The following is a 12159-nucleotide window of genomic DNA, read 5'->3' on the forward strand; positions in this document are numbered from 1 at the left end:
CGAGTATCAAGTCAATCTGCTCAAGTCATCGCAAAGGGTCGAGGACTGTTCCTTAGCTGTTGAATATGCTTTCGAGAGGCAGATGGGATTTCACGATAGGCGACTTCAGTACGACAAAACTGAAGTACTTATCGATGCCAATATCCAGTTCGACGAGACGTTCCATAACCGCCTGGTATTCACTTATTCCAGCTGTGATAAACTTCACGAGGTAGTCATATCCGCCCGAAACCAGATGGCATTCGACGACCGAATCCAGCTTTTCGATGGTCGTGAGAAAGCGAGCGAAATCGATCTGGCGGTGGTTCTTGAGCGTGATCTCGGCGAAGACGGTCAGAGTTCGTCCAAGCTTTGAAACATCAATTTGAGCGGAATAACCGGTGATGAAGCCCTCCGTCTGGAGCCTTTTGACGCGCATCAGGCACGGGCTCGGAGAAAGGTGAATCAGCTCCGCGAGTTCGACGTTGGAAATCCGTCCATTTTTTTGCAGTTCGCATAAAATCCTTATGTCGATCTTGTCGAGCTTCATAGGACGGCCCCACCAGACGTTCGAGCCGCGGCTCGCCGAAGCCCTCTGGCGTCCATGCTGGCGGTCGATCTACCCCCGGGGCTGCCCGCGCCAGCCAGGCCGGATGGTATGCCGGCGGAGTAATTGGGGCGACGATGGTAATCGTTACTCTGGGGCGTCGGCAACATGCGCGCTTTCATAGCATCAACTCCCGTGCCACCTCGGCGGGCCACCGTGTGTTCGCCCATGAAGACACGCCGGGTGGCTCTCCAAGGTGATGCCACCCCTCGGCGTCCGTCAATCGAATATTCGCGGAGCAGGCTTTTCAGAAGTCGGCGACCTTGCCCCAAGCGCCCATTTTCAGACGCTCCGGCCTGTAGGGACGCGGATCTACGATCGGCTCGCTGCCGGTGATGATGTCGGCAATCATATGTCCCGCGCCAGGGCCAATCCCGAAACCATGACCGCTGAATCCGGCCGCGAGGATAAAGCCTGGGATCGCCTCCACTTCACCGATTGCGGGAACGCCATCCGGTGTGCTGTCTATATAGCCGGCCCAGACATTGGAGATTGCGACGTGCCGAAGCTCGGGCAGCAATTCGCAAGCTCTTTGATGTGTCGCCCGAATCTGCCGCATGTCGGGGCGGGGATTAAGTGTCCGGTTCAGCTCCATCGGGGTCACCTCACCGAGCGCCCATTTCGCCAGGGATTCGTGACCCTGGCGCATGCCCTCGAATGCTCCAGGAGCGAGACTGCGCCAACGGCGAGCGAACATCGGCACGAATTCGCGGCCGAACCTGAATTGCTGCGGCGTTGGATCGACTCGCGCGCGCCCGCTAATTGCCAGCGTGTACCCGCCGCTGCTTCGCCGCGTAAGTGACACGCGCGCAGTGTGCAAAGCATCGGGCAGACCGGCTGCGCCTGGAGCCGTCGCGAGAATGGATTGGCGAACGGAAGCCTGCGGGAAGCGAATGCCGAGCTGGTTGCAGAAAGAAGAAGCCCACGCCCCTCCTGCCATGACCACCGTCTTCGTCCGGATTGTGCCCAGTTCGGTCACCACGCCGCTCACCCGGCCGGCACTGCGTTCTACGCCGCGAGCGGCGCAGTGCTGGTGCACCGTGCCGCCAGCCGTCATGATCGCACGCGCGGCGACGGGCACAGCCTTCGAAGGGTCCGCCGTTCCGTCGGTTGGCGAGAAGACGCCGCCTTTCCATTTGCGGCCCGTCGCTTTGCCTCTCTCGCTCGCTTCTTCCGTGCTCAACATGTGCGTCGTAACGCCGACCGTCCCTGCAAAATCGCGCCAGTTCGCCCAGCCGGTCAGCTCTTTCTCGTCGTTCGACAGATAGAGAAGCCCGCAGCGACGGAAGCCCGTGTCTTCCCCGGTCTCCTGTGCTACTCTCTCCCAGAGATCGAGACTCTTGGTGGCGATCGGTAGCTCGCGCGCATCGCGATTCTGTTGACGACACCATCCCCAGTTGCGACTGGACTGCTCGGCGGCGACACGCCCCTTTTCGAGCAAGGCGACCTTAACGCCGCGGCGGGCAAGATAGTAGGCCGTGAATACGCCCACCACGCCGCCGCCAATGACGACGACGTCAGCCTCTTGAGGCAGAGACGGACTGGATTCGATATGTATCAGTGGCGCGCTCATCGAGCGAGGACTCCGGCGTTTGAGGTATCGTACCGAGCTTCCGCGGATGCGCCTTGCCGAGTTTTGTGGTCAGACGGAATATCCTGCGGTTTGCTACCTTCGCTACAAGCTTTTATTGCGAGAACTGATCGCTCGCGTCGCGCCGCATAGGCTGAGATCAGGCATGTGCTCTCCGCAATGAGATCGGCGTCAGCGAGAATGGGAGCGTGCAGCAATGAAATTTGTGGTGGTTATGCGTTCTTTGCAGGGCCGCTGAAGGTTGTCTTCGGGCCCGCCGGGTCCTTGCCGCGGGGGCGGTACGTGCCAGGCTGAAGAACCTTATGGACAAGCTTGCGGGGGTTGTCGTCAGCCGCGGGCGTATCGGGCGCGCGTCCCCCGGTGGATGTTGGAGGCATCGCAGCGCAGAGCGAAATGCCAAATCGGACTTCCTTTTCAGAAGTTCCTGCCGCCGGCGTGCCGCCTTTCGGCGACTCTGGGAGGATCAAAGCGGCCAAACTCGTGGGCATCAAGCAAGAATCTCGATCCAAGAATCTCGATCAATGAGTCGAGGATCAAAATGGGAGCCATCGACATGGGTCTTGCCGAGGAACTGACCTTAGCGGAAGCCGTCACGCCTCTCATGGCGTTCCGCTACAAACGCTTCAATGTCGTAGGTACGATGATCGATTTCGCGAGCGTGACCGAGGATAGACCTGCCGTCATCGCGGCCGAGGCTGGGCAGTTCACCAAGCCCGACTATCAGTTTCGCTCGCTGACCGGGTTGGCGAACGCGGACAACGCTGCGTCGTGAGCGACACAGCTCTTGCTCGTCGAGCAAAGAGATCAGAATCATGTCGCAGCTTCCGACCAGGGAATGCCGGTATGAACGGCGAGTTTCCGACCTGTCCGATCGTCTCAATCCGCAGCAGGATGTCCCGATGCCGTTGAAGGGGGAGGATACTCTAATGGCCTCCAGCATCCAGGCTGTGGACTCCCAAGAAGTCGCGCTCTCGGTGCGCGACCTCTGCGTAAGCCTGCCGGGCGGGATGGAGCGGGCCTACGCCGTCGAGAATATCTCCTTCGATCTGAAGCGTGGTCAGATCCTGTGCATCATTGGAGAATCCGGATCGGGCAAGTCGGTCACAGCCAATGCGATCATGGGGCTTCTGCCCAAGGTGATCCGGGTTTCCTCGGGCGCAATCCACCTGGACGGAATGAACATCGCAGGTCTGCCTGCCGAAAAGCTGCGGGGCCTGCGCGGACGGGTCGTGTCAATGATCTTTCAGGATCCGCTTTCGGCGCTCAATCCGCTGATGACTGTGGGTGCGCAGATCGAGGAGGCCATAGCGGCGCATGGCATCGGCACAGCGAAATCCCGCCGCAACCGCGCAATTGAGTTGCTGACCGAAGTGGGTCTGCCCGATGTGCAACTGATGTATCATCAGTACCCGTTCCGGCTTTCGGGTGGGCAGCGACAACGCGTGATGATCGCGATAGCCCTGGCGCTCGAGCCCGCGATCTTGATCGCGGACGAACCGACAACCGCACTCGACGTAACCACCCAGGCGCAGATCCTGAAGCTGATCCGCGACATTCAGCGCCGCAAGGGAATGAGCGTGATGTTCATCACGCATGATTTTGGGGTGGTGGCCGAGATCGCCGACAGCGTCGTGGTGATGGAGAAAGGCCATGTGGTCGAGCAGGGCAGCGCCGTTCAGGTTCTGCAATCGCCCGGCCACCCTTACACGCGGCGGCTCATTGCGGCCGTCCCACATCTGACAGGCAAGGACCGGATTCCTCTGGAAGCTGCCGGGAAAGCGCCGATCCTGCAGGTTGACGGTTTGATGAAAACCTATCGCAGCGGCAGCAAATGGTTCGGCGCGACGCGGACCGTGCCGGCGGTAAACGACGTATCGTTCGACCTGGCACCTGGGCGGACGCTTGGCGTCGTGGGCGAAAGCGGCTCCGGCAAGTCGTCGCTAGGGCGGCTTCTGATCAAATTGATGGACAGTGACGGCGGTCGCATTCTGTTCGAGGGCCGAGACGTTGCCGGGCTTTCTGAGACCGAGTTCCGCCCACTGCGGCCGCGGATCCAAATGATCTTTCAAGATCCTTTCGCCTCCCTCAACCCGCGCTCGACGATCGGTCATATCCTAACGGTAGGTCCGATCGCGCATGGAATGTCTTCTGCGCAAGCACGCGAGGAGGCCCGGGGACTACTATCGCATGTGGGTCTCGACGCTGGCGCCTTTGGCCGCTATCCGCACGAGTTCTCCGGCGGGCAACGCCAACGCATCGGCATTGCTCGGGCGCTGATGTTCAAGCCGACGCTGCTGATTGCCGATGAAGCAGTTTCAGCGCTCGACGTGTCGATCCAGGCCCAGATCTTAAGATTGCTGGATCAAATCCAGCGGGAGACCGGCGTCTCAATGATCTTCATCACCCACGATCTGCGCGTGGCCAGCCAGATCTGCGACGAAATCGCCGTGATGCAGTACGGGCGGATCGTGGAACGCGGACCACCTTCGCAGATATTCCTGAACCCGAAATCCCCCTACACGCGCGAACTGGTCGCGGCGATTCCTGGAGAGCAGCGGGCGCACGATCGCCAGGCTTCGGCAAACCGATGAGAGTAACTGCGGATACCGCCATAAGGAGCAAGCCATGACCAAACATTCCAAACCTGCATCCAACTACTCGCGGCGCGACACATTGCGAATGATGGCCTTAGGCGGGGCCGCCGGCGTCTTCGCACCCAATCTGTTGACCAGACCCGCCTTCGGCCAAAAGGCCGCACGAACTCCCAAGGGCCGGATTGTCGTCGGGCTCTCGCAGGAACCCACGGTCTTTAATCCGCTGATGGCACATATCGAGGTCGATGACGGTGTGCATTTCTCGGTTTTCGATGCGCTCTTTCGCATCGATCCCAAAGGCGTAATTCAGCCGAACCTTGCCGTCGAAGTGCCGACCCAAAAGAACGGCGGTATTTCCGAGGACGGTCTGAAATGGCGGATCCGCTTGCGCGACGATGTCAGTTGGCACGACGGCAAGCCTTTCACGGCTGAGGACGTGAAATTCACCCTCGAACTCATCACGAAGCCGAACTTCCGCAGTTGGCGTACAACGGGGCACTCGTTGGTGCGCGACATCGCCGTGGTCTCGCCTGTCGAGATCACATGGCGGATGGAGCAGGCCTTCGCACCGTATTTGTCGTTCCTGACCGAAACCTTCGTTGTGCCGAAGCACATCCTGGAGAAGGAGGCTGATCCAAACAATGCCGCCTTCAACCAAGCGCCAATCGGTACTGGTGCATTCAAGTGGGGCACGCGCGTTCCCGGCGACCGCGTCGAGCTTGTCGCCAACTCGAATTATTTCGGTGATGGTCCTTATATCGAGCGCCTGATCTTCAAATACATCCCCGATCTCACCGTCCTCTACACCCAATTCAAGAGCGGTGACATAGACCTCGTGGGCCAGACATACATCAGCCCCGATCATTACGAGGAAGCTCGCAAGCTGCCGAGCCGGGTGGTGACGCTGGAGCCGAAATCCTCATTCGAGTCTTTTTACCTGAATCTCGAGCGCCCGCAGTTCAAGGAGCTGCAGGTCCGTCAGGCGCTCTATGCAGCGATCGACAAGAAGGCAATTATCGACGGGCTCTATTACGGCGTACCGACTCCGACTGAGACCTTCATGCCGCGGCAGTCTTTCTATTATAATCCGGGCCTGCCGGTGCAGGAGTTCAGCGTCAAGCGTGCGCAGCAGATCCTCGACGCGGCCGGCTGGGTGCCAGGAAAGGATAGGATCCGGGTAAAAGACGGGGTGCGTCTGTCTTTTACCAACTCGACCACGTCAGGCGACCCCCTTCGCGAGCAGGTGCAGCAGTATCTGCAGCAGGCGTTTGCAGAGATCGGCGTCGAAATGACCATCTCCAACCTTCCCGCCGCGGTGATGTGGGGCGAATTCTGGCAACGATCGCGTTTCGATTCGGTCATAGTAGGCAGCACTTATTTGATCGGCGCAGACCCGGACGTCACCAACCGCCTGCATTCGAATGCGATCGGTAATAAAGGCGGCCGCGGCTCAAACAATGCGCAATACGTCAATCCGGAGGTCGACTCTCTATTGGAGAAAGGCAGCCGCACCTTCGATCCGGAAGCACGGCGCGCAATCTACTTCCGCGTTCAAGAACTGGTCCGGCATGACCTGCCCTTGCTACCGCTTTACCAGAACATTGCAGTGCAGGGGCACAAGAAAGGGATCCAAGGTGCGATGTCTAACGGCAACACGCGCACCGAATCCTGGAATGCCGGCGCCTGGTCTTGGGCGAGCTGATATTCGCAGCCGCCGCCCCGTCTGGCGAAAGCCAGTCGGGGCGGCAACGTACTACTGAATTTCTCGTTGTTACGAGGAGGGCCGAATGCGCGGATTTCTGCTGAATCGCCTCTCACAGAGCCTCGCGCTGCTGGTGATCGTCTCAATCATCGGCTTCGTCATTCTGAGCCTTATTCCAGGCGGTCCCCTGTCGCAATACGCGCGGGATCCAAGCATGACCCAGCAGGATATGGAGCGGCTGGCGGAACAGTTGGGGTTGAACAGGCCGCTATGGATCCAGTATTTCGACTGGGTATGGCGCCTTGTGCAAGGCGACTGGGGCCGCTCCTTCCGTGACGGAACATCCGTGCTGGCCGTGATCGGACGGCATATCTTTGCCACGCTACTGCTGATGGGTACCTCGACGGTGATCGCGATCGCCATCGGCACCTGGATTGGTATTCGTGGCGCCACCCACCGCTATTCGATGTTTGACTATCTGGCAACGATCGGCGCCATGGTCGCGCTATCGATCCCGACCTTCTGGTTCGGGCTTGTCGGGATCTACGTCTTCTCGCTGCAGCTGGGTTGGGTGCCTGCCGGGAACATGTACACTATCGGCGACGGCTCCGTTCTGAATTACCTGCACCATCTGATCTTGCCAAGCGTGGTGCTGTCACTCGTCCATGTCGCGGTTTGGAGCCGCTACATGCGGACGGCGACGCTCGACGCCATTAGTCAGGACTTCGTCAAAACTGCCCGCGCCAAGGGCCTGAGCGAGCGCCGAATTCTCTTGAAGCATGTTGTCGGCAACGCACTCCTGCCAATGATCACGCTTGCAGGAGTGCAGCTGCCCAGCATTCTAACGGGGGCATTGGTGACCGAGACGGTCTTTACCTGGCCGGGAATGGGACGGCTGTTTCTCGACAGCCTCGGTTACAGCGACTACCCGGTCGTGATGGGGTTGCTGATATTCTCCGCCATCCTGGTCATTCTCGGAAACCTGATCGCCGACGTCGTCGTCGCCATCGTCGACCCGCGCATTCGTCTGGCTTGAACCCACAAAAGCCCCGACAGAGGAGCCAACCGATATGACCGCTCTCGCCGTAAGCACAGCTCCAAGCCGATGGTGGCACAGCCGCGCGGTACACCGCTTCATTAGCCATCGCCTGGCGCTGCTAGGTCTGACAATGATCACGCTGCTGACGCTGGCGTGCGTCTTAGGCCCCTATCTGATGCCATACGACTCGCTCCACATTGACTTGCGCGCCCGCTTCGCTCCTCCGATGACCGGACATCATTATCTTGGCACCGATCCGCTGGGGCGTGACGTGGCGGCTCGACTGTTGATGGCAGGGCGGATCTCGCTGCTGGTGGGATTTTCGGCGATGCTATTGTCGATAGTGATCGGAACACTCGTCGGCGTGATCGCGGGGTATCGCGGCGGCTGGATCAGCGCAGTCCTCATGCGTACGGTCGATGGCTTCTTGTCGTTTCCGTCGATCTTTCTCGTACTGGCGCTGGCTGCAGCATTGCGGCCCAGCCCCGTCATGATCACGGTTATCATCGCAGTCACCAAATGGATGGAGGTTGCCCGCATCGTCGAGGCTGAGGTTCGCTCGCTACGCGAACGCGAGTTTGTCCAGGCCGGCCGGATGCTTGGGCTAAGCGGAACGCATATCATGTTCCGGGAGATCTTGCCCAACGCCATGGGTCCGATCATCGTAGCCGCCAGTTTGACGGTCGCCCGCGCGATACTCCTGGAAGCGTATATCAGCTTCCTCGGTTTTGGGATCCAGCCGCCGCTGCCCAGCTGGGGCAACATGCTCAACGGCGCCCAGAAGTACCTGGCCAGCGCGCCCTGGCTGGCGATCATTCCTGGCGCTGCGATCACAATCGCGGTGACAAGCTTCAACTTCATCGGCGACGGGCTGCGCGATGCGCTCGACGTTCGAAACGATCACATTTGAGTTCAATGCGATGCGGGTGGCAGGAAAGCGTTGAAGGCTACGGCAATGTTTCGTGACGAGCGTAGACGTCGCAAGCACCGCTGATCACAACTGATTTTGTCAATAATCCCAGGCCACGCGTTAACACACGAGAAGTCAGCCACATGCACGAGCCGAGAGTCGCCGAGAAGGATACGCCCTACTGGTGGGAAGCCTCACCGCTAAAACCGCTGCCTCAGCAGCCACTGCCCAAGAAGCTCGACGTGCTGATCGTGGGCGCGGGCTATGCTGGCCTTTCGGCCGGGTTGGTGCTGGCGCGCGAGGGTCGCTCGGTTGCGGCCTTTGACACAATGGACCCGGGCGAGGGGGCTTCGACGCGCAACGGTGGAATAACCAGCGCGAGCATACGGCATGATTACGCGACGATCTCCCGCCGCTTCGGCGAAGACAAGGCGCTGGCGATCGAGGCGGAAGGCAAGATCGCACGCGAATTCCTGTACGATTTCATCAGGACGGAACGGCTCGAATGCGACTTTCAGCTGGTTGGACAGTTCAAATGCGCGTTCGGATATCAACAATACGAAACGATGGCGCGCAGCGCTGACGCGTTGGCGAAGAAATTGCGGATCGAGTCTCACGCGGTTCCGTATGCCCAGCAGCGCAACTACATCGGCACCGACTTCTACCGTGGTGGCACGGTCCGGATGGATATCGGTGGACTACACCCGGCGAAGTTTCACGCTGAACTCCTTCGAGTGGCGCTCGCTTCGGGAGTGATGGTCCATGCACGCACGCCGGTCATCTCAATCGAGAGGGATGGCTCCGGATTCCGCGTCGTGACCTCGGCCGGATCGGTACAGGCGCGTCAGGTGCTGGTTTGTACGAACGGCTACACCGACGGCGCGGTACCCTTCCTGCGCCGCAGGCTGGTCCCGGTTCGCAGCCGGATCATTGCAACCGAAGAGCTTGCACCTGAAGTCATGGTGCGGCTGATGCCAAAACGCATGATGATGACGGAGAACCGCCAGGTCGGCTTCTACTACCGACCTTCGCCGGACGGCAAACGTATCCTGCTAGGGGGGCGCGACAGTTCTCGTGTAGGTAACCCGGTGGCTCCGAAGCTCCTTCTGCGTAAGGGGCTGGTGAACCTTTTTCCGGAACTGGAGAATGTTCGCCTTTCGCACAGCTGGTTCGGCAATGTGGCGATGAATCGCGACATGCTCCCGCGCATCTTCGAAAAGGACGGTGTGGTCTATGCCACCGGCTTCTGCGGCTCAGGCGTCGTCTGGGCGCCGTGGATCGGAATGCATGCGGCCCACAAGCTGATGGGACACGACGAGGCGGCACGCACCGCCTTTGACTTCCGTCCGCCGGCTTCCATCCCGCTCTATCGTGGCGATCCCTGGTTCATGCCCGCCATCATCTGGGGATATTGGATGCAGGATCGGTTCGCGCTGTGGCGCGACCGCCGTTGACAGCACATCGTCCCTTCTACCGTACCATCAATGCAATACCGTGCCGAACTTTGCTTCCGTCTGATTGCGTAATGCTGTCGGACCGAAGATACGCTGCAACTCGTGTGAGCATTGTCAAAATGGATCTCACCGCGTCAGGCACTGGCGATTGGTCCGGCAACTAAAGCAAGAGACGTCGAAGCATCATGGCATCCGCAGTTACCCAGGCCGGAGATCGCGAGAATGAAGACGTGGCCCTGGTCCCTTTCGCGAGATCGCATCTGGAAGGTGCCCTGAAGCTCTCGCAGGAGATGTCTTGGCCGTACCTGCTCAGGGATTGGGAATTTGCGCTGCAGCTTGGTCGCGGTTTCGTGGTCATTAGGGCAGGTGCTGTAGTGGGGACCGCGCTTTGGTGGCCTTACGGCGACACCCACGCCTCCGCTGGAATGATCATCGTCTCGAAAGCCGTTCAGGGACGCGGTTACGGCGCCCGCCTGATGGACGCGCTACTCGCGGCGGCACGACCACGGATCGTCACGCTGAATTCGACTGTCGAAGGCATGGCGCTTTACCAGCGCCGTGACTTCGTTCCCATCGGGGTCATCCACCAGCATCACGGAATTCCCAGAGAACGCCATGAGGCGCCGGGTCCGTGCTTCGTCAGGGCAATGGCTCCATCGGATATCGGGGCGATCGTGGGTCTCGATCACGAGGCCACCGGCTGGACAAGGCGGGAGATGCTGAACCGATTGATCGAGGTCGGCGACGGCTATGTTCTCTTGCGTGACGGCATACCCCGCGGCTACGCCATTTCCCGTCTCTTTGGTCGTGGGCATGTCGTCGGCCCTGTGGTCGCCGAAAGCCCGTCTGATGCGCGCGCGTTGATCGAGGCCGCGCTCGCGCCCCTCGGGAGTGTTTTCGTCCGCGTCGATACCTCTGCCACCTCGCAACTCGGGGAGTGGCTCGAAGGCATCGGCCTGCAGCAGGTCAGCGATGCCACCACCATGGTCCTTGGGACGCAGATGCCATCGACCGGGCCGGCGCGCACGTTCGCGCTCGCCAACCAGTCATTCGGTTAGGAGACATCGGGATGCTGCGCTCAGAGGTGCACGAAACGGATACCCCGGACGCCGGACCGGGCGAGGCGGCCACGACACTCGGCGCGCTCGCGACGCCGGCCCTCCTGCTCGACAGAGACCGGCTGGATCGCAATCTCGCCCGTCTGTCCTCGCGTATGGCCGCGCGGGGCGTCGTGCTGCGTCGCCACATGAAGACCGCGAAATCAATCGAGGTCGCCCGGCGCGCCTGTCCGTCCGGGCCCGGGCCGATCACCGTCTCCACCCTGGCGGAGGCGGAATACTTCGCGCAGTACGGTTTCCGCGACATGACTTATGCCGTGGGCGTGGCACCGCACACCGCCACGAGGGCGATGCGTCTCCGCAAAGCCGGCGTCGACCTCAAGGTGCTGCTCGATTCGCCTGAGCAGGCGACGATGCTGGGCGAGGCCGGTCGCGCCGCTGGTGTGACGCCGTCCGCCTTCATCGAGATCGACTGCGACGGCCACCGCGGCGGTCTGACCGCCACCGATCCCAGGCTCATCACCGTTGCGGTCGCCCTGGCCGAGGCCGGCGTCAAGCTCGCCGGCATTCTCACCCATGCCGGCGAATCCTATAGCCTCTACACGCCCGATGCCCTTGTCGCGGCTGCTGAGAATGAAAGGGCCGTGGCTGTAGCCGCCGCGAAGAACTTGCGGGCGGCAGGGCATCCATGCCCGGTCGTGAGTGTCGGTTCGACGCCGACGGCCCATTTCGGCGAAGACCTGAGCGGCGTCACGGAAATGCGGGCCGGTGTGTACATGTTCTTCGATCTGGTGATGCACGGTGTCGGGGTCTGCACCACCGACGACATCGCGGTCTCGGTTCTCGCTACCGTCATCGGCACGAAGCCGGAAAAGGGGTGGATTTTGGTCGATGCGGGCTGGATGGCCCTGTCGCGTGATCGCGGCACCGCCGCGCAGCGGATCGACCAGGGTTACGGTCTCGTTTGCGATCTGTCCGGCAAACTCTATCCGGACCTGATTGTTTGGCAGGCGAGCCAGGAGCACGGCATCCTCGCCATCAGATCCGGATCGGCTGCAACCCTGCCGGATCTGCCGATCGGCACGAAGGTCAGGATCCTGCCCAATCACGCCTGCGCGACGGCGTCACAGCACGAGCTGTACAATGTCGTCTCCGCGGGAAGCGACGCAATCGAAGCTCAGTGGCCGCGAATGCGCGGCTGGTAGGTTCTCAAACAGAGTCGCGC

Annotated in this window: 10 protein-coding genes; 8 read left to right on the forward strand and 2 right to left on the reverse strand. The window is 60.7% G+C overall.

Annotated features, from left to right (window positions below; genetic code table 11):
• Window positions 1-52: 52 nt before the first annotated feature.
• Both ABIE49_RS36610 and ABIE49_RS36615 read right to left on the reverse strand, forming a co-directional pair.
• The gene (locus ABIE49_RS36610; protein WP_192734672.1) at window positions 53-529 is read right to left on the reverse strand and encodes an Lrp/AsnC family transcriptional regulator; all 477 of its coding nucleotides are present in this window, start codon (window positions 527-529) and stop codon (window positions 53-55) included.
• A 304-nt stretch (window positions 530-833) separates the two neighbouring features.
• Window positions 834-2159 (reverse strand): NAD(P)/FAD-dependent oxidoreductase, encoded by a 1326-nt coding sequence (locus ABIE49_RS36615; RefSeq protein WP_192734673.1) that lies wholly within the window; start codon window positions 2157-2159, stop codon window positions 834-836.
• Between the two features lie 556 nt (window positions 2160-2715).
• On the opposite strand from ABIE49_RS36615, the gene ABIE49_RS36620 reads away from it, so the two are divergent.
• The 8 genes from ABIE49_RS36620 (at window position 2716) to ABIE49_RS36655 (ending at window position 12139) form a co-directional block, all read left to right on the forward strand.
• Window positions 2716-2949: a hypothetical protein gene (locus ABIE49_RS36620; RefSeq protein WP_192734674.1), complete on the forward strand. Its 234-nt coding sequence runs from the start codon at window positions 2716-2718 to the stop codon at window positions 2947-2949.
• A gap of 154 nt (window positions 2950-3103) precedes the next feature.
• On the forward strand, window positions 3104-4768 hold the full coding sequence (locus ABIE49_RS36625) for an ABC transporter ATP-binding protein (RefSeq protein ID WP_192734765.1): 1665 nt from the start codon (window positions 3104-3106) through the stop codon (window positions 4766-4768).
• Between the two features lie 34 nt (window positions 4769-4802).
• Window positions 4803-6473: a peptide ABC transporter substrate-binding protein gene (locus ABIE49_RS36630; protein WP_192734675.1), complete on the forward strand. Its 1671-nt coding sequence runs from the start codon at window positions 4803-4805 to the stop codon at window positions 6471-6473.
• 85 nt (window positions 6474-6558) lie between these two features.
• Window positions 6559-7509 carry an ABC transporter permease gene (locus tag ABIE49_RS36635; protein ID WP_192734676.1) on the forward strand — a complete coding sequence of 317 codons (951 nt, stop codon included), beginning with the start codon at window positions 6559-6561 and terminating at the stop codon, window positions 7507-7509.
• A gap of 34 nt (window positions 7510-7543) precedes the next feature.
• Complete coding sequence (locus ABIE49_RS36640) at window positions 7544-8422, forward strand: ABC transporter permease (RefSeq protein ID WP_192734677.1); 879 nt, start codon at window positions 7544-7546, stop codon at window positions 8420-8422.
• Window positions 8423-8565: 143 nt separating this feature from the next.
• Window positions 8566-9876 (forward strand): NAD(P)/FAD-dependent oxidoreductase, encoded by a 1311-nt coding sequence (locus ABIE49_RS36645; RefSeq protein WP_192734678.1) that lies wholly within the window; start codon window positions 8566-8568, stop codon window positions 9874-9876.
• Window positions 9877-10061: 185 nt separating this feature from the next.
• Window positions 10062-10934 carry a GNAT family N-acetyltransferase gene (locus tag ABIE49_RS36650; RefSeq protein WP_192734679.1) on the forward strand — a complete coding sequence of 291 codons (873 nt, stop codon included), beginning with the start codon at window positions 10062-10064 and terminating at the stop codon, window positions 10932-10934.
• Window positions 10935-10945: 11 nt separating this feature from the next.
• The gene (locus ABIE49_RS36655; protein ID WP_192734680.1) at window positions 10946-12139 is read left to right on the forward strand and encodes an alanine racemase; all 1194 of its coding nucleotides are present in this window, start codon (window positions 10946-10948) and stop codon (window positions 12137-12139) included.
• Window positions 12140-12159 lie beyond the last annotated feature (20 nt).

It is taken from the genome of Bradyrhizobium sp. OAE829 (assembly GCF_040546575.1).
In the GTDB taxonomy this organism is placed as follows: Bacteria; Pseudomonadota; Alphaproteobacteria; order Rhizobiales; family Xanthobacteraceae; genus Bradyrhizobium.

Coding starts and splice junctions, on each gene's coding strand:
- ABIE49_RS36610 (WP_192734672.1), bottom strand. CDS start 529: ATGAAGCTCGACAAGATCGACATAAGGATTTTATGCGAACTGCAAAAA.
- ABIE49_RS36615 (WP_192734673.1), bottom strand. CDS start 2,159: ATGAGCGCGCCACTGATACATATCGAATCCAGTCCGTCTCTGCCTCAA.
- ABIE49_RS36620 (WP_192734674.1), top strand. CDS start 2,716: ATGGGAGCCATCGACATGGGTCTTGCCGAGGAACTGACCTTAGCGGAA.
- ABIE49_RS36625 (WP_192734765.1), top strand. CDS start 3,104: ATGGCCTCCAGCATCCAGGCTGTGGACTCCCAAGAAGTCGCGCTCTCG.
- ABIE49_RS36630 (WP_192734675.1), top strand. CDS start 4,803: ATGACCAAACATTCCAAACCTGCATCCAACTACTCGCGGCGCGACACA.
- ABIE49_RS36635 (WP_192734676.1), top strand. CDS start 6,559: ATGCGCGGATTTCTGCTGAATCGCCTCTCACAGAGCCTCGCGCTGCTG.
- ABIE49_RS36640 (WP_192734677.1), top strand. CDS start 7,544: ATGACCGCTCTCGCCGTAAGCACAGCTCCAAGCCGATGGTGGCACAGC.
- ABIE49_RS36645 (WP_192734678.1), top strand. CDS start 8,566: ATGCACGAGCCGAGAGTCGCCGAGAAGGATACGCCCTACTGGTGGGAA.
- ABIE49_RS36650 (WP_192734679.1), top strand. CDS start 10,062: ATGGCATCCGCAGTTACCCAGGCCGGAGATCGCGAGAATGAAGACGTG.
- ABIE49_RS36655 (WP_192734680.1), top strand. CDS start 10,946: ATGCTGCGCTCAGAGGTGCACGAAACGGATACCCCGGACGCCGGACCG.